Origin of the sequence: Cellvibrio sp. OA-2007, from assembly GCF_000953825.1 — a bacterium.
GTDB lineage: Bacteria > Pseudomonadota > Gammaproteobacteria > Pseudomonadales > Cellvibrionaceae > Cellvibrio.
The window spans coordinates 86,081-105,414 of sequence record NZ_BBUL01000088.1 but is presented as its reverse complement, the minus strand read 5'-3'; the positions used below and the strand labels follow the sequence as shown (position 1 = coordinate 105,414).

The 19,334-nt window shown below is 47.3% G+C and carries 20 protein-coding genes; 8 read left to right on the top strand and 12 right to left on the bottom strand.

Going from position 1 to position 19,334, the window contains the following annotated elements; all coding sequences use genetic code 11:
- Nucleotides 1-2 precede the first annotated feature (2 nt).
- The 5 genes from AWU77_RS09750 (at nt 3) to AWU77_RS09730 (ending at nt 2,829) form a co-directional block, all read left to right on the top strand.
- Nucleotides 3-554, top strand: a complete 552-nt coding sequence (locus tag AWU77_RS09750; RefSeq protein ID WP_062062446.1) for a rhomboid family intramembrane serine protease — start codon at nt 3-5, stop codon at nt 552-554.
- 32 nt (nt 555-586) lie between these two features.
- Nucleotides 587-1,276 carry a phospholipase D-like domain-containing protein gene (locus AWU77_RS09745; protein ID WP_062062442.1) on the top strand — a complete coding sequence of 230 codons (690 nt, stop codon included), beginning with the start codon at nt 587-589 and terminating at the stop codon, nt 1,274-1,276.
- A 24-nt stretch (nt 1,277-1,300) separates the two neighbouring features.
- Nucleotides 1,301-1,834 carry a hypothetical protein gene (locus tag AWU77_RS09740; protein WP_062062438.1) on the top strand — a complete coding sequence of 178 codons (534 nt, stop codon included), beginning with the start codon at nt 1,301-1,303 and terminating at the stop codon, nt 1,832-1,834.
- 30 nt (nt 1,835-1,864) lie between these two features.
- On the top strand, nt 1,865-2,101 hold the full coding sequence (locus AWU77_RS09735; protein WP_062062435.1) for a hypothetical protein: 237 nt from the start codon (nt 1,865-1,867) through the stop codon (nt 2,099-2,101).
- 164 nt (nt 2,102-2,265) lie between these two features.
- Complete coding sequence (locus tag AWU77_RS09730; protein WP_062062431.1) at nt 2,266-2,829, top strand: hypothetical protein; 564 nt, start codon at nt 2,266-2,268, stop codon at nt 2,827-2,829.
- Between the two features lie 62 nt (nt 2,830-2,891).
- Here the strand turns inward: AWU77_RS09730 and AWU77_RS09725 are convergent, their stop codons facing one another.
- The 8 genes from AWU77_RS09725 to mpl form a co-directional block, all read right to left on the bottom strand.
- Nucleotides 2,892-3,305, bottom strand: a complete 414-nt coding sequence (locus AWU77_RS09725) for a DUF6524 family protein (RefSeq protein ID WP_062062428.1) — start codon at nt 3,303-3,305, stop codon at nt 2,892-2,894.
- Between the two features lie 71 nt (nt 3,306-3,376).
- On the bottom strand, nt 3,377-3,679 hold the full coding sequence (locus AWU77_RS09720; protein WP_062062425.1) for a DUF2288 domain-containing protein: 303 nt from the start codon (nt 3,677-3,679) through the stop codon (nt 3,377-3,379).
- Nucleotides 3,680-3,681: 2 nt separating this feature from the next.
- Entirely contained in the window at nt 3,682-4,578 is an 897-nt protein-coding gene (locus AWU77_RS09715) for a hydroxymethylglutaryl-CoA lyase (RefSeq protein WP_062062604.1), read from the bottom strand.
- A 117-nt stretch (nt 4,579-4,695) separates the two neighbouring features.
- Nucleotides 4,696-5,313, bottom strand: coding sequence for a flavin prenyltransferase UbiX (locus tag AWU77_RS09710; protein WP_062062422.1), 618 nt, complete (start codon nt 5,311-5,313; stop codon nt 4,696-4,698).
- A gap of 229 nt (nt 5,314-5,542) precedes the next feature.
- Entirely contained in the window at nt 5,543-6,181 is a 639-nt protein-coding gene (locus tag AWU77_RS09705; protein ID WP_062062419.1) for an RpiB/LacA/LacB family sugar-phosphate isomerase, read from the bottom strand.
- A gap of 220 nt (nt 6,182-6,401) precedes the next feature.
- Nucleotides 6,402-6,722: a hypothetical protein gene (locus AWU77_RS09700; protein WP_062062416.1), complete on the bottom strand. Its 321-nt coding sequence runs from the start codon at nt 6,720-6,722 to the stop codon at nt 6,402-6,404.
- A gap of 28 nt (nt 6,723-6,750) precedes the next feature.
- Nucleotides 6,751-7,524 (bottom strand): hypothetical protein, encoded by a 774-nt coding sequence (locus AWU77_RS09695; protein ID WP_062062413.1) that lies wholly within the window; start codon nt 7,522-7,524, stop codon nt 6,751-6,753.
- A gap of 70 nt (nt 7,525-7,594) precedes the next feature.
- The gene (gene mpl / locus AWU77_RS09690; protein ID WP_062062410.1) at nt 7,595-9,001 is read right to left on the bottom strand and encodes a UDP-N-acetylmuramate:L-alanyl-gamma-D-glutamyl-meso-diaminopimelate ligase; all 1,407 of its coding nucleotides are present in this window, start codon (nt 8,999-9,001) and stop codon (nt 7,595-7,597) included.
- A 241-nt stretch (nt 9,002-9,242) separates the two neighbouring features.
- Here mpl and AWU77_RS09685 point away from each other — a divergent pair, with 241 nt between their 5' ends.
- Nucleotides 9,243-10,148 carry a transporter substrate-binding domain-containing protein gene (locus AWU77_RS09685; RefSeq protein ID WP_062062407.1) on the top strand — a complete coding sequence of 302 codons (906 nt, stop codon included), beginning with the start codon at nt 9,243-9,245 and terminating at the stop codon, nt 10,146-10,148.
- Here the strand turns inward: AWU77_RS09685 and AWU77_RS09680 are convergent.
- Entirely contained in the window at nt 10,109-11,893 is a 1,785-nt protein-coding gene (locus AWU77_RS09680) for a lysophospholipid acyltransferase family protein (RefSeq protein ID WP_062062404.1), read from the bottom strand. The genes AWU77_RS09685 and AWU77_RS09680 overlap by 40 nt on opposite strands.
- A gap of 329 nt (nt 11,894-12,222) precedes the next feature.
- Nucleotides 12,223-13,368, bottom strand: coding sequence for a hypothetical protein (locus AWU77_RS09675; protein ID WP_062062401.1), 1,146 nt, complete (start codon nt 13,366-13,368; stop codon nt 12,223-12,225).
- A gap of 341 nt (nt 13,369-13,709) precedes the next feature.
- Here AWU77_RS09675 and serB point away from each other — a divergent pair, with 341 nt between their 5' ends.
- Together serB and AWU77_RS09665 are read left to right on the top strand one after the other, a co-directional pair.
- The gene (serB, locus tag AWU77_RS09670) at nt 13,710-14,939 is read left to right on the top strand and encodes a phosphoserine phosphatase SerB (RefSeq protein WP_062062398.1); all 1,230 of its coding nucleotides are present in this window, start codon (nt 13,710-13,712) and stop codon (nt 14,937-14,939) included.
- Between the two features lie 184 nt (nt 14,940-15,123).
- Nucleotides 15,124-17,103 carry a bifunctional diguanylate cyclase/phosphodiesterase gene (locus AWU77_RS09665; protein ID WP_062062395.1) on the top strand — a complete coding sequence of 660 codons (1,980 nt, stop codon included), beginning with the start codon at nt 15,124-15,126 and terminating at the stop codon, nt 17,101-17,103.
- 80 nt (nt 17,104-17,183) lie between these two features.
- Here AWU77_RS09665 and AWU77_RS09660 read toward each other — a convergent pair whose 3' ends face one another.
- On the bottom strand, nt 17,184-17,783 hold the full coding sequence (locus tag AWU77_RS09660; RefSeq protein WP_062062392.1) for a DUF2214 family protein: 600 nt from the start codon (nt 17,781-17,783) through the stop codon (nt 17,184-17,186).
- Nucleotides 17,784-18,036: 253 nt separating this feature from the next.
- Nucleotides 18,037-19,293: a DUF1552 domain-containing protein gene (locus tag AWU77_RS09655; RefSeq protein WP_062062389.1), complete on the bottom strand. Its 1,257-nt coding sequence runs from the start codon at nt 19,291-19,293 to the stop codon at nt 18,037-18,039.
- Nucleotides 19,294-19,334 lie beyond the last annotated feature (41 nt).

Genomic DNA, 19,334 nt, shown 5'->3' with positions numbered 1-19,334 from the left:
TGATGCTCGCACGAAAGATAAAATGGTTGATGGCGATATGTGCCCTGATGGTTGGGGTGCATATTGTTAACCTGTCTACCAATGGAATGTTGTATCAATACGGTATATATCCACGGCAACCGGATTCTTTGTGGGGTATTTTTGCAGCGCCTTTTTTGCATGGCAACCTCGGTCACTTGCTCAATAATCTAGTCGGTTTAATTGTTTTTAGCAGTTTGTTGTTTGTGCACTCGCTAAAACGTTATCTGTGGAGCAGCGCTTTTATCATTGTGCTTACTGGCCTGTTGGTGTGGCTGTTTGCGCGCAGTGCACTGCACATAGGTGCAAGTGGCTGGATCTTTGGTTTATGGAGCCTCTGCATCGCTACCGCTTGGTACGACCGAAAATTTATTAATATCCTCATTGCGCTTCTCGTGGTGTTTTTATACGGCGGTATGTTGTTCGGTGTTTTGCCAAACGACTCGCGTATATCGTTTGAATCACATTTTTTCGGTGCTATTGCCGGTGTAGTGTGTGCTTTTTTTCAGGCAAAACTGTATAAAAATAAAATGTAAGTGGAACTAGTATAAATTTTAAGGATGCAACTATGCGTCAACCTGAATTGGAAAACTGGCTGCTGGCGACACTGGAAGATTTTAAACTCAGTCAGTCAGAGTCCTTGGAACTGCGTGAGATATTACCCAAGCTTGCGCATGACGATGTTGCTTTCGTGCGCAATAAAGCGTTTGCGCTGGCCCGCGAGCCAGCGCGATTGGGCGGTGACAATGCAGTTGCCTCGTTGCTCTGGTTGGAAAAAATCAGCAAGGTTATCGACAATTTTCGCCAAACCCAATCCGCATCTATTACAGAAGCGCATTTTAGTCCCGGTGAAGATTGTCGCCGTCAGCTATTGGATTTATTAGTGGCCGCGCGTACCACTCTCGATATCAGCGTATTCACCATTTCCGATGATCGCCTCAGCGATGCCATTGTGGCTGCGCATAAGCGCGGCATACAAATACGGCTTATTACGGACAATGATAAAGCACATGATCAGGGCAGCGATATTTTTAAATTAATCGATCAAGGTGTTGAAGTGCGTATGGATAACACTGACAACCATATGCACCATAAATTTGCCATTGTCGATAAACGTATTTTGGTCAATGGCAGTTTCAACTGGACACGCTCGGCCACTGATTATAATCAGGAAAATATTTTGGTCACCGATGAATCAAAATTGGTCTCCGCCTATTTGGCTGAATTTGAAAGTTTGTGGAATCAGTTTGATCGTTAAGAATGTAAAACCAAGGAGAAATTAATGCAATGTACTCAATGCAAAACGCAACATCTAGAACCTGATGAATTGGAGCCGGGTTTGATTGCGGCTGTTTGTCCGCAATGTCAGGGCGCCTTGTTGTCGTTAATGAATTACCGCTTTTGGGCTGATCGCCATACCAGCACAGCAGATGTTGCCGCCAATGCTGATGAAATAGCAGAAGTGGAGTCTGTGCATTCCTGTCCTAAATGCAGTCGTTTGATGACCAAATACCAAATTGGTGCTTCCACTAGTCACAAGTTGGACTTATGCGGCGCTTGTGATGAGGCTTGGTTGGATAAAGGTGAATGGCAGCTGCTTAAAACTCTGGATCTTCATGGCAAGCTTCCCAAGATATTTACCGATGCATGGCAACGCAATATTCGCAAGCAGCGGCAGGAAATGGCCCTTAATGAACGCTATGAAAAACTGCTAGGCGAAGAGAGTTTTACTAAAGCGCATGAATTTAAAACGTGGCTTTATCAACAGCCGAATAAAGATCTGATTAAACAATTTTTAGTAATTGCCCCGGATTGATTTTTTATTAGTAAAACCAAGGAGTAGTGTATGACCGAAGTACGTGATTATCTTGAGATGTCTTTTCAATCGATTCAATGTTTTTCCAGCGATGGAAAATTGGACGCCTATGAACTAGGTAAAATATTGGCGATTGCAGAGAAGGATGGTGTGATTGATCAAAATGAAATTCGGGTGCTGCGCAATATTATTAGCCGCATTAAACCCCATGAAGTAGATGACGCCATGCGTAAAAAGCTGATAGAGATCAGCGATAAAATCAAATAAATCAGGCCATCTGGGCTGGTCTATGACTGGCTAGCCCGGTTGCGTGTCCTAACTTGCGGTATTGCTGGATTATTTAGCAGAAGTATTTGCGCTAAATCAAAAGTGAGCGATGAATTTCGTTTAATAATGGTTCTGTTCAACAATAACAATAGAGGAACCTCACAATGCTAAAAACACTTCTGGTCTATACCCATCTAATTGCTGCTTGCCTCGCTATAGGTGTCATCCTCCTGCAAGATATTGCACTGGCCAAATGGCGCGGCCGCCCAATGGATGCAGACTCTATCGCAAATCTCCAACGCAACACTCATCTGGCAACACTTGCTTTGGTAATCTTGTGGGCATCAGGGCTGGCGATAGTTGCAATTGGTTACATCGATGTCCCCGGTTATTTGATGAATCAAAAACTTTGGGCCAAATTTGCCGTGGTGAGCATACTTACACTCAATGGCTTGTTCCTGCATTACTACAGTTTTCCGGTGTTGGCATCACCTAAGGGATTTGTGGGGGCAAGTGGTAAGGGGCAATTGTTGGTGGTGATAACTGCAGTAGTCTCTTTGGTGTCCTGGTTGTACGCCTGTTATCTCGGCATTGCGCGGCCATGGAATAACACTGTGCCGTTTGCTTATGTGATGCTGGTTTATAGCCTTGTGCTTACCGTGGCGCTGGTGGTTGCGCTTGAATTGTGGCGTGAGTTGCGCAACGAGTATCGTTCACTCGCGCAATAAGTTAGGATAATTTGCAATGCGGGATTAATAAAATTCTTGTTAATCCCGCAGCAAAAAACACGCTAATTATTTTCAATCTCATCAACATCCACTTGTCCGCTCATCCTGCGGGTGAAGTGCGACCAACACATGCCTACTGCGAGCAGTGCGGCGAGTAAAACTTCAATCACCCAGGCCATAGCTGAAATATTGTCAACGCTTAAAAATCCCCAATAAATAAATAGCCACACAAGGCATGCAAAAAGTGCAGCCAGCACGATAATGCCTATAATGCCCAGAGAGTTCAGTGTAGCTTTAACATAAATCCCCCAGCCGATAATTAATACAATTCCTGCAATGACGATATAGGGGGTGATGTGATTAAAACTGTTATAAACCCAATGAAAATAAGAGTAACCGCTGGGGTTATAGCTGAGCAGTACTAATAAGAGTGCAAATAAAAAGCGCAATGCAACGCCGCTAGCGGTGAGATTCATGATGGTTTCCTTCTGGGATCATAAGAAAAAAGTTGTTATAGATATTATGGGCTTGTGAGTAAGAAACAGATTTAATTTTTCTGTTCAGTAATAGCCTGTACCAACACCCAGGGTTTTATCACTACCGCCCACACAAGTGCATCGGCTTCATACCATTGCTGGGCTTGGGTATCTTTTACTGCATCAACCAAGCCGGTATCCATCCATGCTTTAATTAGATGGGCGTTATCGGCGACGATTTGTGTGGCTACGTGGGTTAAATCCAAACTGGGATCAACAGCGATTGCATTGCCGCTGGCGAAAAAACGTTGCAGTTCGTGCCAGCGGATTTGTGCGGTTTGTAAATTGATTTCTTGTTCGATTTCGTTGGTCATAGTTATTTACTCATCGCCCTTGCGACTTTTGAATTGCTGGGTTTATTTAAAACGGCGCTAATGGTGTTGCCCGCGTGAATTAATTTTTCTAAATTCACTCCGTGCTCAATACCCAAACCATTTAATAAATAGACTAGATCTTCAGTGGCGACATTGCCGGTTGCGCCTGCGGCGTAAGGGCAGCCGCCTAAACCTGCGACGGATGAATCGATTACGCTTACACCCATTTCCAATGCAGCATAAATATTCGCGAGTGCCTGACCATAGGTGTCGTGCATATGAGCGGCAATTTTTTCAATGGGCACATCGCGTGCGACAGTTTCAATTAGTTTTTTAACATGGCCTGCGGTGCCTACGCCGATAGTATCGCCGAGTGAAATTTCGTAGCAGCCCATAGCGAGTAATTCTTTGGCGATACTGGCTACGGTATTGGCATCTACCGCACCGGAATAGGGACAGCCGACTACGCAGGAAATATAACCGCGCACCGGAATGTGTTGCGCTTTGGCGGCGTCAATTAAAGTTTCAAAACGTTGAATACTTTCGCTAATAGAGCAGTTGATATTTTTTTGGCTAAACGCTTCCGATGCCGCAGCAAAAATAGCGACTTCATTGGCATTTACGGCGATGGCCCGTTCATAACCTTGCAGGTTGGGTGTGAGTGCGGCGTAGGTAACACCGGGTGTGCGAGTAATGCCAGAAAATACTTCGCCGCTATCGGCCATTTGTGGCACCCATTTGGGATTCACAAAACTGCCCGCTTCGATGTAGGTCAATCCGGCATCGACGAGATTTTCAATTAGTTGGATTTTAGCTGCAGTTGGAATAGGTTGCTTTTCATTTTGCAAACCATCGCGCGGCCCAACTTCTACTATGCGAACTGTTTTTGGTAAATTAATCATGGTGTTTAATTTGTGTTTTCCGTAGGTTGGTGGTGAGGAACGAACCCCAACGCTTGTTTTGTTGCGGCTATGTTGGGGTTCGCAAGCTCACCGCCAACCTACATCAATATTTTATTAATCTTCACCCCAACGCGGCATTAAATCTTGCGGCACGCCCAGCTGATCCAAAATGCGTGCGACGATAAAATCAACTAATTCTTCCACGGTTTGCGGCTGCATATAAAAGCCGGGGCTTGCGGGTAATACCACTACGCCCATCTGCGTGAGTTTGAGCATATTTTCTAAATGGATTTCGGAGTAGGGCGTTTCGCGCGGCACAACAATTAATTTGCGACGCTCTTTTAACGCAACATCGGCAGCACGTTCGATTAAATTATTGCTGGCGCCGTGGGCGATGGCAGACAGCGTGCCGCCGCTTGCAGGGCAAATTACCATCGAGCTAGGTGAGCTGGAACCAGATGCGACTGCGGCAAACCAATCGTCTTTGGCTAGTAATTGCAGTTGTTCTTCGTCTGCGCCGTAAAGCTCGCACAGCATTGCTTGCTGCTCTTCTAAATCGCGCGGCAAATCCAAATCGGTTTCAGTGCGAATAACCACCTCGGCAGCGCTAGAGATCATCAAAAATACTTTGCAATCCGCTGCTAATAAACACTGCAATAAACGCAGCCCGTATTGCGCACCGGAAGCACCGGTAATAGCGAGCGTAACTGAGCTTGGTTTTAATTGAGTCATTTTGTGCGCTCCTATTCAAATAACTGTAAAAGTTAATCCCCTGGTTTTTTTAAATCCCCCTAGCCCTTTTGAAACGGGGCATGAAGCCAGACAAGGTTGCGGTAAGTCAGTCGTCGTCACTCCCGCTCGCGGGAGTCCAGTTTTAGATCTTAAAACCTATGGATCCCCGCAAGCGGGGATGACGTTTTAGTGAATATATACTGCTTACTGGTCGGCATTACGGAAGGTCTTATTTACCTAATACGTCTTTAACAAATGCACGGATGCTGTCGTCTTGGCAATGCTCAAAGAAACACGCTTGAAAGCGTTCGCCAGTCACCGCAGTTTTTACGATTTCTGGATCAATTGCGCGCAATCCATCTAAATAATTTTTTGCCGTTGCGATTTTTACATTGGTAAGAATGCCTGCATTGCGCACTTGCGATTCGCGGCGTTCTGCAGGGTAGCCTTGGCCGCGCACGCCGGTAAATGCTTTTTCAAAAATGGTGCGAATATTTAATTCCGCACCCCAGCCAAAACCTTTCGCAAAAGGCAGTGCCAGCGCATTGCCGTTGTTCACTTGGGCAAACAGATAGGCGTCGGTAGGTTCAATGCAGTAACCGCAGAAAACGCCTGGGTGCGCGTTGAGCGACATCATCGCCCCTTGACCAGTACCGCAGCCGCTCACTACAAAATCCACGGCTTTGGAGTTGAGTAGCAGGCTGGCCATAACGCCTAAATGGATGTAGGTCAGATAGTGGTCATTGTCATCGCTCATGCCCACGTTAAATACGCTGTGCTGCTGTACTGCAGCGACTTCTTGCAGTTGCTGCAACACAATCGCGTTTTTTCCGGCTTGGCTGAATTCGTTCATTAATGCAATTTTCATGGCAAAAGCTCTCTCTAAAAATGGAAAACAAGTAATAAGACAGGCTCTTTGGCTCTGTTTTTGGGTATTGACCGAGATTTTGCAGAAGCGTTAATGATATAGGGGGATGGCGGTTAATTGAAGGGAAAAATAATAAGGGCGCAGCAAGCGGCGCCCCTACAAATAACATTACTCCCGTAGGGGCGCTGCTTGCTGCGCCCTATGTTGTGGAAATCTATCTTTAAAACCCATCAATTGCTGTTTCAATAACATATACGTAGATGATGAGGGTATAAAAAATAAGAAAAGCCAATAGTAGTGGGATGTAATATGCCAGTCTGATGGGAATAGACTTTTGTGCTGTATTTTTCCAAAACAGGATGCTGGCAAAAATTCCGGTTAATAGTTGAAGCGAAAACCACAATGTTTCTGGCAAGCCAAGGGTATTTAGGGTTCCCGTAAAGTGCCGTATCGCAAAATCAATTGCGATTATGAGTAGCAACCCAATAGCAAATGCGGTAAGTGGTTTTAGGTAAAGCTTGTTAAATTCCATGAGGCTCATAATCTGCTTCATTAAAGTAATAGGAGAGTTACTTTAGATAATCATGAAAAACGGCATATTGCTTTTCGTCGATTAATCCTAGCTTGTATGTTTCTTCGAGGAATTGTTCTACATCTTTTTTTAATAATGATTCTAGTGAGTGCAGTTTCGTGAGCATGATTAAGTCAATATAAAGCATTAGTATCCTCTCAATAATCAATGCATTCCTTTTTAAGAGCAGCTTTGTCTTATTTGAAATGTTCCCATTTTGTTTTTCGATTAAGTTTGTTGTTTTTGTATTCCTATGCTTTACAACTTCAAGGCTTAGGTTTTTCAATGAAGAAACTTGTATGGTTATTCCTTGTTTGTTTTCATGCTGTATTAACTGTAATTCCATTGGGTCGCAAGAAGTTTCTTTAGTCTGCTCGTATTCTAGCTTTGCTTGTTTTAAAAGAGACTCTATTTGTTTTCGATTGTACTCAGCTTCTGCGAGATCGAATTGCTTATTTAGAGCATCAGCAGATTTACCAAGCTCGTCTCTTGTTAGTGTTAGTTCTCGCTTTTGAATATAAATGGACCATAAAAGCAGGCATACAGTCGCAAATCCAAATATTGGATTTAATGTTCCTCCCAAAAAGTCTCCAAGTTGCCCTAGTCGTTCTTGATCAAACATTGGCTGCAACGGTGGAGCGAAGTAGGTAGTTATGCTTATGAAAATAAAACATAGAGCGCATATGGCTAGAATTGCGAAGGCCACGAGTAGTGTGTATGTCAATCCATAGCCTAATTTTTTAGTTAGGGTGATTTCGTCTTCTTTTTTCATATGATTTCCATATTTTTAATGAGTCGGCGGGTATCGCTCACGCTCCACCCACCCTACGGTTGTAATTTAATTAGAGAGCATGCTTTTTTAGTTGCTCAATCAACCTCTGATGCACCCCACCAAATCCGCCATTACTCATAATCACTATATGGGTATTGGTTTCGCTCAATGAAATCGCGCAGTGAATCAATTCATCCAAATCGCGCAGGAGTTTTGCGGGGACGGGGGATTTATTGACAACTTCGTCCATCGCCCAATCGACGTTGGAGGGTTGATACCAGAGTACATCGTCTGCATCGGTGATGCTTTGGTTTAGGGCGTTTTTGTGCACGCCCATGCGCATGGTGTTGGAGCGGGGTTCGATGATGGCGATAATTTTTTCGCTGCCGACTTTTGCGCGTAAACCAGCGAGGGTGGTTTTGATGGCGGTGGGGTGGTGGGCGAAATCGTCGTAGACTTTTACGCTATGTACATCGGCCAATAATTCCATGCGACGTTTTACCCCGGCAAATTGCTCCAGCGCTTTTGCGCCGTGTTCGGGGGTTACGCCAACATGGCGCGCGGCGATAATCGCTGCCAGGCCATTGTTGACACTGTGAATGCCAGTTTGTGCCCAATTTACTTGCGCCACTTCTACGCCGTTATGTAATACCGCAAATGATGAACCATCGGCAGATAATAACTTGGCTTGCCATTCTGCGGTGTTTTCATGCGTCGGGTTTTCAGTATTAATCACCGCAAATTGTTGCTGTGGTGTCCAGCAGCCTTGTTGAATAACTTCCGCAAGGGCTTTGTCATTTACGGGCGAAATCAACACACCGTTGTTGGGCACAGTGCGCACCAAATGATGAAATTGTTTTTGGATTGCGGCGAGGTCGGGGAAGATATCGGCGTGATCAAATTCGAGATTATTTAAAATCACCGTGCGCGCATTGTAGTGAACAAATTTGGAACGCTTATCAAAAAACGCGCTGTCATATTCATCGGCCTCCACCACAAAAAATGGCGTGCCACCCAAGCGGGCAGAGGTGGGGAAGTTTTTAGTTACACCGCCAATCAAATAGCCGGGTTCCATGCCCGCGTATTCCAAAATCCACGCCAGCATCGACGAGGTTGTGGTTTTGCCGTGAGTGCCCGCAACCGCTAAAACCCATTTGCCTTGCAAGACATGATCGCGCAGCCACTGCGGGCCGGAGGTATAGGGGATGCCCTGGTCGAGCACATATTCCACGCTCGGATTACCGCGACTCATGGCATTGCCGATGATCACTAAATCCGGCGGGGTTTGCATGTGTGGTGCTTGTAAATACGCTGGGTCAAAGCCCTGAATTAACTCGATGCCCGCTTGTTCAAGCTGGGTACTCATAGGCGGATACACATTGGCATCGCTACCGGTGACGCGGTGGCCGAGGTCTTTGGCGAGTTGTGCAAGGCTACCCATAAAGGTGCCGCAAATGCCGAGAATATGAATATGCATAGAAAACTCTATAGTTGTGGAGGAAGGCGCAATTAAAAAGCGCAGCTCAAAGTTTCAGGACAGTGGTTCAAGACAATGACGCGGATTAACCTATACTTTCGGGGTGATTGCAACTCTACTATGCCCCATAGGTTTTTTAGCTCAGTTTTTTAAGCAGGATAGATTGTTGGACATTTATTGATAATAACAATAGGGTTGGATTTGTCTGCTGGGCGGCTGATGCCAATTCAGGTGATTGCTTATGAAGTGTTGGGTTATACCGATTTGTAGTGTGTTATTGGTTTTTATCTCGGCTGTGTGCTCTGCACAAGAGGTGCCGTCAATTCGTGTTCCCCAGCCTCGCTCGCTCGATGATACCGCATATTCCTACTTTACCGGGTTGTTGGAAAAAGCCTTGCAGAAAGCCGCTAAGGGGCGCGTTGTACCACAATTAAAACCCACAATTCTCATGTCTACCGAGCGCAGAATTCATGAGCTAAGGCTTAATCGCACTATTGATATATTTTGGTTGGGAGGGAGCAAAGCGCGTGCGCGCGATTTATTGGTTGTTCCTATTCCGCTTGAGCGAGGCTTGGTGGGTTATCGACAATTTATTATTCGCAAAAATAGTTTGGCCGACTTTGATTCGGTAAAGACGCTGGCCGATTTGTCCCGTTTAGCCGCCTGCCAAGATGCCCATTGGGTGGATGCCGGCGTTTTTCGTGATGCGAAATTGCCGTTGGTCACCAGTGTTAATTACGAGAGTTTATTTAAACAAGTGGCTGCAGGTCGCTGTGATTATTTTCCGCGCGGTTATCATGAGGCGCAGGTGGAGATCGCCAAACGCACAGCAAGTTACCCAACACTCATGGTGTATAAACCACTCATATTGCACTACCCATTTGCCGCCTATTTTTTTGTGCATAAAGACAATAAAGAGCTGGCGCAGTGGCTGCGGGATGGATTGGAAAAAATGATTGATGAAGGTGAGCTGCTCGCCTACATGAAACTACACGAGCACACGCGCGGTGCTTTCCCGCTTGGGGGTACTACGCCCAAGCGCCTGCTGGTGATTCCCAATAATTATTTGCCAGATTTTTCCAATGAAAGCGATCTTCGCTATTGGTTTCAGCCCAGTGATTTTGGCACAGTGGCGGATTCCAAGTGATTCTGCACAGGTAAGTAGCGCGCGCGTTTTGCGGCTTTCATGCAGGTTAAATCCCCCATAAATAAACCATCCACGCAATTGCCGAATTCCGAGTCCACACTGAACGCGAGCAAATGGTAGCCGCCTTCTTCGTAGAGGCTGGCGTACTGTTTAAACAACACGGGAATTTTACAGTCGTGCTTTTTGAATTCTTCTTGCAGCAATTCAAACCCTTCTTCACTGTTTAATTTTGCAAAGCGATGTTGCAAATCGATCAACACATCTTCTTCAATCTCGTGAGGGTGATTGCCTTCGGCGAGATTTTCATCGTTGGCATTTTTTACTGAGTAGTAGCGTTCGTAATAAAACACCAGCAAATCGCGCAATGCTTTTGGATAGTGCGCACTCATGCTTACCGGGCCAAACACAAAACGTACTTGTGGGTGGTGCGATAAATATGCCCCCAAGCCCTGCCATAAATAATCCAAACTGGCTTTGCCCCAGTAATCCGGGTGCACAAAACTGCGGCCTAATTCCAAACCTTGTTCAAGGTAGGGCGTAAGCGAAGGATTAAATTCAAACAGTTCAGCGGTATAGAGTGATTTTGCGCCCTTTTTCTTCATCAACTTGTGCGCTTCACCCAAGCGATAGGCGCCTGCTATACAGAGTTTTTCTTCATCCCACAATACCAGGTGGCGATAGTAGTGATCGTACTTGTCCAGATCGCGTCTGCTGCCGGTACCTTCGCCCACCAGGCGAAACGTCTGCTCGCGCAAGCGGCCAATTTCGCGCAACACTACGGGGTGTTGATCGTAATCGCACAGGAATATTTTGTGGTTGTCGCGGGTGCTGCCAATTAATTGTGCGGTTTTGAATTCTTTTTTCAGCGCGGCGCGATCTTCCGGGTGGGCGATGGTTTTTTCGGTGACAAATACCGGCGCGCTTTTTTTCTTAGAGGAAATACCTTTGCCGATTTTGTAAACGTGTTTTTTCAGGCGTTTGATTAAAGCTTTGTCGGCGAGCTGATCAGATTCCAGTGCGTGGTGGGGAATCACTTCACCCACGCGGAATTTTATTTCTGCCGAGCGCTTGTTAAACATTTCGTGGGCGAGCAGGGCAGTCGCCAGGGGTTTAAAAATCATCGACGCGCTGTAGAACAGCATGGAATTTTTTGCAGAGACAAAAATAGGCAGCAGAGGGGATTTGGTTTTGCGTGCAAAGTGCAAAAAGCCCGCTTGCCATTTTCCATCTTTAATCCCTGTGGGGCTCGCGCGGGATACTTCACCCGCCGGGAAAATAATAATCGCCTCTTCGTTATTGAGCGCCTGCAAAATATTTTTGTAACTCTGTTTGTAAGCGGCGCGGGTCATATTATCCAGCGGTAGCAGCAGATCGTGCAGCGGCTCAAACGCCATGAGCATATCGTTGGCGATAATTTTTACGTCTTTACGCACTTCGCTGACCAAACGCAGTAGGGCTAAACCATCGAGCGAACCAATGGGGTGATTGGCGATAATGATGACGCGCCCTTGCGCGGGAATATTGTTGCGTTCGCGCTGGGAGATGCTGTAACTAAAATTGAAATATTCAAAAATCCGGTCGATAAAATCGATTCCGCGGTTGCCCTCATGCTCGCGCAAAAAGGCATTGATTTCTTTTTCGTGGGTCAGCTTGCGCAAAATACTCAGCGTGGAGTTGCGCACTATCGGCGACTGCTGGGTAAAGCCGGGGAATTTGGTGCTGATGGACTGTTCGATATTGAGCATAGTAGTCACAACTTTGCGATGGGCGATGCTGCAAGGTTATGACGGCTGCGTGACAGTTATGTGATGGAATTGTTGCGGGTGTGTGACAGTGGCTGGCCGAAGTTCATTGTGTGTCAGCCGTTACTCTCGCGCAATCTAACTGTTGTCACTCCCACTTCCGGGAGTTATCTCTCCATCGTCGCTCCCACTTCCGGGAGTTATCTCTCCGTCGTCACTCCCGCGTGCGGGAGTCCAGTTTTTGACTTTGTTTTAAGACCTATGGATCCCCGCTACGCGAGGATGACGACTCCCTGAGTAATTTGGTGCGCTTGGGGGGATGATGACAGTTTTTAACTAGAGACAGTTGCCCCCACCAGTTGTTCTTCCTGTTTTGCCAGCAGCGCTGCATAGGGGGCTTTTAATCCCACCAGTTTGCCGCTGTCGCTGACGATTTCTAAATGTTCCTGCAGCTCGTGGTCTATCAAGCGTTGGCTAATTAAAATTTCGCCTTTATCGGGTTTTAAATGATTGTTGTGTTGCACCACAAAATCTTTCAGCAGCGATTTATTGGAACTCACTGGTGCCGATAATTCATGCACCGCAGCGGCTAAATGCAAACGCGGGCTGGGGCTTTGGCTGGTGAGGCTATTTAATAGTTGCGCGGCGCACACGGCGCGGAAGCTGCATTCATAAAATGCTTCGCCGGTGAAATCGATAATCAATGTCTCACCTGATAACATTTGCCGTTCACCGCTGTACAAATTCAACACGCCCTGCAATTGTTTTTCAAAGCGGCGCAACACATTGGCAAAACTTTCGCTGTTTAATTGTTGGTAGAGTTTGCCCATATTTACAATGTTTAAACTCAACCGCACCGACACTTGTTTAGGTAAGTCCGGCTCTGGCTCTGGCACATCTTCAATGGTCGGCATTTTTTCTACTACGGCGGTGACTATTTCACTCGCGGTGGGCAACTTATCTTTTAACTGCGACCACCACTGACGCTGGATTGACCACCAAATCACCAGCAGGGAGCAAAATATCGCCGCCATCCACAGCATAAAAAAGCGATAGTCGCGCTCGGAGTGAAGCGGAACATCAAGAGTAACCTCCAAATAACCCGCGACATTATTGTGCAGCGCGATAGGCGCAGAAAAACTGTAGCGGTGCCCGGTAATTTCCTGATTCGGTTTAAAACCGCTCTGCACCAACAATTTATTTTCCACATTGTGGATGGTCGCACCAATCACATTAGGGTATTGGCCAACTTCCAATAGGATCGCCTGCAGGCTGACCAGATCTTGCTGCAAGGTCGCGTTCACTGCTTGGCGCGCGGCGCTGTTGGCGAGTACTTGCCCGTAGTGGCCGATTTGCTCGCGCTGGTTGTGTTCGCTGTTGTAGATATATGCCCAAGCGCCAAAAGCGCCGAGGGCGATCAGTAACAGGCTGCAAAGGCTGAGTTGTGGGTAGCTGCGATAGGTGTTGATCAATGCCATTTTTTGGTTAAGTCCGTGCTCTGGGTGTTGCGTTCATGGTTCAACCCCAGTTCCTGCCAGGGTCAGTGTTACGGCACTCTTAATTATGCGCCGAAGTAAATTATGCGCCCAAGTAAGCGCGCAAGCGCGAGTGTCGTGTGGAATCGCATTCTAGCCTAAGTTGCTTGCGCCTGCTAAGTCGGCGCTCCACCGACTCCTAGTGGTGGGACTAACAGCTTTGGCTTAGCGTGCATTGGCGACTTGGGGTAGAATGCGCGCCTTGCGCAATCGCCCCAGCTTACACCATCAAGTGATCTATTTGGCTGGCTCCCCCTAAAGCCTACAGACAGTAGAGAGGCTCTGTGAACGAACTTTTATTGATTAACGCGTCGGGTCAGGATCAGCCCGGTGTCACTCATGCCATCACCAATGTGCTTGCCCGCTGCGGCGCCCGCGTGTTGGATATAGGCCAGGCGGTGATTCACGATACCCTCGCGCTGGGCATTTTAGTGGAGTTGCGTATTGCTGCCGAAGCGCGCATACAACTGCTCGACCAAATCCAACAAGCCACCGAGCCATTTAGTATTCAGGTGCGTTTTCAAACCATCGCCCCCGACAGCTACGAGCATTGGGCTGAGCAGCAGGGCAAAACTCGCCACATAGTGACCTTGATTGCGCGCCAGATTGATGCGGCGATGATTGCCGAATTGACCGGGATCACCTCCCAACACGGTTTAAATATCGACACAGTGAGCCGTTTATCTGGCCGTGTACCGCTTGCTGATTTGGCGATTAGCGACGCAAATCAGGGCAGCGCCTGCGTGGAATTTTCTATGCGCGGTTCGCCCGCCGATTTGACTGCACTGCGCGCCGATTTTATGGAGTTGTCGGCGCGGTTGAATATCGATGTCGCATTCCAGCGCGACACGGTTTATCGCCGCAATCGCCGCCTGGTCTGTTTCGATATGGATTCAACCCTGATTGAAGCTGAAGTGATTGACGAACTGGCCAAAGCCGCTGGAGTGGGCGAGCAAGTATCTGAAATTACCGAAGCGGCGATGCGCGGCGAATTGGATTTCAAACAAAGTTTCGCGCGCCGCATGGCACTGCTGAAAGGGTTGGATGAATCGGTGCTCGCCGGTATCGCCGATCAATTGCGCATCACCGAAGGCGCGGAAAAATTAATTTCATCGCTCAAAAAACTCGGTTACAAAACCGCAATTTTATCCGGCGGATTTAATTATTTTGGTCGCTACCTGCAAAATAAACTCGGTATCGATTACGTCTACGCCAACGAGTTGGATATTGTCGATGGCAAAGTCACTGGCGAAGTAAAAGGCATAGTCGTCGATGGCCAACGCAAAGCTGAACTGCTTGCTATGCTCGCCAAACAAGAGGGCATTGCGCTGGAGCAAGTCATCGCCGTCGGCGATGGCGCCAATGATTTACCCATGCTCAGCGTCGCCGGCCTCGGCGTCGCCTTCCGCGCAAAACCGTTAGTAAAAGCCTCGGCGGAACACAACATTTCCAACTTGGGGTTGGATGCGATTTTGTATTTGTTGGGCTTTAGGGAAAGGGATAATTTGCTGTAAGTTTGTTGCCTGTTACTCCTGCTTTTGATAGGGGCGAATGCGCCCCATCTCTATATCGTTTGATTTTCTCCCTGCGCGCTAACCTTAATTAGCGCGCGATAGACAAAAACTGCGCTAAGCTTAAAACAGCCGTTTTCTATTACTACATGCCTTTACGGGTGCTTCACGTGCTTAGAACCCCATAATGTTCACACAGAAAGCTCAAGCATTTCCTAATCGCCGTGCTACCGATCAGCATACATTGGTCGAGATGCAGCTTGCGGCTTTGGCCTACCAAAATCTTCCCGCCATGCTCGGTGTAAATATTGCCGCTACGCTCGGAGTGGCATTTTTATTATATGCCGATGGCGTTAGCTATCTTCAGGTTTGGTTGGCATTGGTGTTTGTGCTAAGCGGGTTGCGATTGTTGTGCTGGTTTTTCTTTCAGCGCTATTGTGCAAATGAGAGTCGTGAGCAGGCTAAGGTGGGTGGCTGGGTGTTGCTTTATACTTTGGGGCTTCACTCTGCCGCTTTGATATGGGTGGCAATGGTTTTTATCACCTTTCAATTGGCTACCTCAGAGGCAAAATTTACTGTCATAGTCATTATCTCTGCATTGGCTGGTGGCGCTACAGGTATCACCGCGCCGTTGAAATATGCGGGCCGAATTTACATCACAATTTTGTTGTTATTTACCTCGGTGATTATTTATTGGGTGGCTAGCGAACACTGGGTATTCTCTGTGCTGGGGTTGGTTTTTTGGGTCGCAATGATTATCAGTCACCGAAATAATCATTATGTGCTGTTAAAAAGCTTGACGCTGCAAATGGAAAACAAACAACTGATTAATAATTTGCAACATTTAAATGCAGAGCTTGAGTTGCGTGTTCAACAGCGAACCAGTGCGCTTGAGCGCATTGCACACAATGATGCACTGACCGGCTTACCTAATCGGCTTGGGTTAATTGATTGGATGGAGAAAAAACTGCATGCCGATAACCCACAAGAAGCCGCCATTCTATTTCTGGATTTAGATCGATTTAAACAAATTAATGATGCTTTAGGGCATGAAGTTGGCGATCAGGTGCTGCGTATGATTGCCTATCGTTTTAACGAGGTTTGTCCTGATGATGCTATTCTCGCGCGTTGGGGAGGCGATGAATTTTTATTGGTTACTGCGCAGGCCGATAATACGCGTGAGCGTGCTGAAACACTGGCAAGACAGCTTATAGATGCTGCGATCGCCCCGCTTTGTATTCGCGATGAATCACTGGGTGTTGGCCTGAGTGTTGGCATGGCGTACTTCCCGACCGATGCGATAAATTTTCAAGATATTATTCATGCAGCCGATTTAACGGTTGCAGAAGTGAAGCGCAATGGTCGCGGAAATAGTCTCATTTATAACGATATTTATGCTGAGACCCAGAAGCGGCGTTTTGATCTTGGTCGTGCTTTATCTGACGCTATTAAACAAAATGAATTAACACTTGCTTATCAACCCATCGTTAATGCGCTCACTAATGAGGTTGAAACCTTGGAGGTGTTGTCGCGCTGGCATCATCCCTCCTTGGGGGTGATAGACCCATGTGAATTTATCTATTTGGCGGAAGAGACTGATCGTATTATCGCGCTAGGTGATTGGGTTTTATATCAATCCTGCAGTAAGGCGCGTGAGTGGCGCCAGCAAGACTCCGCGATTAAGTTGGCGATCAATGTCTCTATCAAGCAGTTGCTTGCGCAAAATTTTTCGGCGCGTGTAATTAGTATTTTGCAGGAGACCGCGTTCCCACCGGATGCATTGATTTTGGAAGTGACTGAGAGTTTATTTGGTGAGGCGCATTTAGATACGACCTTGGAAACCGTAACACAGCTGCGCAGTTTTGGAGTTGAGGTTTATATTGATGACTTTGGTACTGGTTATTCATCGCTTTCGCGCCTGCATGAATTTCCCGTTACGGGAATTAAAATTGATCGCTCGTTTACTGCGCAGCTCGACAAGCAAGGCTTGGTGATCATCGAAAGCGCAATGTTAATTGCACAGAAAATGGGTTTGAAAGTAGTGGTGGAAGGGGTCGAGTCCGCAGCGCAGTTTGATAAGTTACTTAAGTTAGGGATCGTCTCTATGCAGGGATATTATTTGGGGCGCCCATCACCCGTACCTGCTATTCGTTCGTCGAAACAATAAAAAAGCGAACCCCGCCGGTGTTCGCTTAAAGTTCATTTGCTATTCAGCGTTATTTTTCCCTGCCGATTATTTAATAATAATTACTCACATTTTTGCGGGCGATTTAATGACGCCTGTTCGGTAAGTAGGGGAGAGTCGTCGCGGCGCATGGAGCGCAGGGCTTCTCCGGCGACGATAATGGCGCAGATAAGCAAACCGCTGTAGATGAACATGATGTAGCTGTAATCTGCGGTGTAATTCCATGGGCGCGCAATGCCGAGATAGCAGGCGAACAGCCAGGATACAGATGAAATTGCACCGGTTAAGACTACCAATATTTGTTCAAAACCCGGTACCGACAAGAATCCGCGTGCGCAGGTAACGCGGGGGAAACTGAAATAATGCAGTGCAATACCATTCAATGTTAATACCGCTACTACGGTAAATTTGGCCCAGAGTTTTTCGTTCATTAAATACTGCGCCGGGTTATCTAAATAGCCGATCAGCACTAATGAGAGTCCGCTAATCCACAGCGCGATCAACGCAATAAACATAATGCTGGCTGATTTGGTCAGGTCTTTGATCGCCGCTGCCGGAAGTGCCTTTCCGCGCGTTTTAGCCAAGGCTAAATCCTGTATCAGCAAAATACCGATAGCAACACAAGCGGCAAGTAAATGAGCGTAGACGATTAAAGTTTTCATAATAGAAACCTTTTTTTGAAAGCGAATTTTTTAGTTTTTTGTGTAGCATCGCAGCGCGGGAGAGAAAGCCCGGCGTACACCGTCATGCTCTTCAGTTAAGCAAAATATATTTATCAGAGCGTCATCCCCGCGAGCGGGGATCCATAGGTTTCAAGATCTAAAACTGGACTCCCGCGAGCGGGAGTGACGATGATTTACTTATCTGACTGGCAGTAGGTTTGCGCCGGGTTTTTTATGCGCTTAACTCCAGCTACTAAAATATCCCAGCAATAGTTTGTGAACCCCAGCTGCGGTACAAACTTCCATTTGCGCCCTGATTTGCTTGCAGCGCTAAACCAACGGTTTGGAACAGTGCCGTTTGACCAGCGCCACCGGCATTAACGACTTTGCCGCCTTTAACTCCAGCACCCGCCACCAGCATTGGACAGTTGCTGCCGCTGTGTGCATCTACGTTACCCATGTCTGATACCTGGGTGACTATGGTAGAGGTCAACAGATTTTCCGCCTGCAACTTATCCAGCAACTGCGCAGTCAGCGACATGTAGTAGCGCACGTCGTTATCGTAGTAACCCGCGTAGTTGGGATTGCCCTGGTTGTGGTGTGAGTCGTGTGATGGACGTGGGCGATGAGCACCGGTGGTGTCAACGATCATGGCGCCATCAAGCACGTGGTTATGTTGGTCATCGCCAAAGGCCAGAGATACCGACGAGGTCAGGTTACATTTCAATGCCAGTACGGCGATTTCACTCATCACCCGCGATGTCGCATCAAAGCCAACTACCGCACTCTCGGGTGGGCGCGGACAGGAACCAGTACTGCCACCGGTAGTGACGATCTTGGACTCTAACTCTCTAATCGCACTTAAATGACTATCCAGTTTTTGCAACTCGTGCTGGCCCAATTTAGCTTTCAAATCATTGATCGCAGTTGCGTGGTAATCGACCAATGATTTACGCGGTGGAACAGTACCGGTACCCGTGCCGCCACCGCCACCCGCAAACAAAATATCCAATGCAGCTGCGGGGCTAGTGATAGTCGGAATGCCTGCGCTGTCGCGCGACAATTCAGATCCGCCGGTAGTACCCAGGTTTAGCCACTTAACCGGTGAGTTTGAGTTAGCACTCAATACCTTGCCGAGGTTGACGTCGATGCTCTGTTTACCCCATGGATTCGCTTCATTGAAGCGACAAAACATCACCCCATGGCCGCCCTGGAACATGGTGGCGTTGGAGATTAAGGCAACCCGACCAGCAGAATAATGGCTCTGCAGCGGCGCAGATTGGATGGGTAAGGTGGCGCCTGTTGGAACCCATTTGGCAGGGGTGCAGCCGCCGGGCATAAACACCGAAACGTGTTTGGTGGCGGTTCCGGATTGCGCTTCTGCTACCCGCGCCATCATCACACCGGCGAGCAGGCTGGACGCTTGAATGGTGCCCATGGCGATACCCGAGCGTTGTACAACACGCAGGAAGTTCCGGCGCTCTTGATCAAAACAATCTTTAGATCTCATTTTTTTGACTCCAATTCGTTAACTGGGAGAATGGAGCGCGC

Coding starts and splice junctions, on each gene's coding strand:
- AWU77_RS09660 (WP_062062392.1), bottom strand. CDS start 17,783: ATGAAAACTTTAATCGTCTACGCTCATTTACTTGCCGCTTGTGTTGCT.
- AWU77_RS09700 (WP_062062416.1), bottom strand. CDS start 6,722: ATGAGCCTCATGGAATTTAACAAGCTTTACCTAAAACCACTTACCGCA.
- AWU77_RS09730 (WP_062062431.1), top strand. CDS start 2,266: ATGCTAAAAACACTTCTGGTCTATACCCATCTAATTGCTGCTTGCCTC.
- AWU77_RS09710 (WP_062062422.1), bottom strand. CDS start 5,313: ATGACTCAATTAAAACCAAGCTCAGTTACGCTCGCTATTACCGGTGCT.
- mpl (WP_062062410.1), bottom strand. CDS start 9,001: ATGCATATTCATATTCTCGGCATTTGCGGCACCTTTATGGGTAGCCTT.
- AWU77_RS09740 (WP_062062438.1), top strand. CDS start 1,301: ATGCAATGTACTCAATGCAAAACGCAACATCTAGAACCTGATGAATTG.
- AWU77_RS09735 (WP_062062435.1), top strand. CDS start 1,865: ATGACCGAAGTACGTGATTATCTTGAGATGTCTTTTCAATCGATTCAA.
- AWU77_RS09675 (WP_062062401.1), bottom strand. CDS start 13,368: ATGGCATTGATCAACACCTATCGCAGCTACCCACAACTCAGCCTTTGC.
- AWU77_RS09655 (WP_062062389.1), bottom strand. CDS start 19,293: ATGAGATCTAAAGATTGTTTTGATCAAGAGCGCCGGAACTTCCTGCGT.
- AWU77_RS09680 (WP_062062404.1), bottom strand. CDS start 11,893: ATGCTCAATATCGAACAGTCCATCAGCACCAAATTCCCCGGCTTTACC.
- AWU77_RS09705 (WP_062062419.1), bottom strand. CDS start 6,181: ATGAAAATTGCATTAATGAACGAATTCAGCCAAGCCGGAAAAAACGCG.
- AWU77_RS09695 (WP_062062413.1), bottom strand. CDS start 7,524: ATGAAAAAAGAAGACGAAATCACCCTAACTAAAAAATTAGGCTATGGA.
- AWU77_RS09725 (WP_062062428.1), bottom strand. CDS start 3,305: ATGAATCTCACCGCTAGCGGCGTTGCATTGCGCTTTTTATTTGCACTC.
- AWU77_RS09665 (WP_062062395.1), top strand. CDS start 15,124: ATGTTCACACAGAAAGCTCAAGCATTTCCTAATCGCCGTGCTACCGAT.
- AWU77_RS09750 (WP_062062446.1), top strand. CDS start 3: ATGCTCGCACGAAAGATAAAATGGTTGATGGCGATATGTGCCCTGATG.
- AWU77_RS09745 (WP_062062442.1), top strand. CDS start 587: ATGCGTCAACCTGAATTGGAAAACTGGCTGCTGGCGACACTGGAAGAT.
- AWU77_RS09685 (WP_062062407.1), top strand. CDS start 9,243: ATGAAGTGTTGGGTTATACCGATTTGTAGTGTGTTATTGGTTTTTATC.
- AWU77_RS09720 (WP_062062425.1), bottom strand. CDS start 3,679: ATGACCAACGAAATCGAACAAGAAATCAATTTACAAACCGCACAAATC.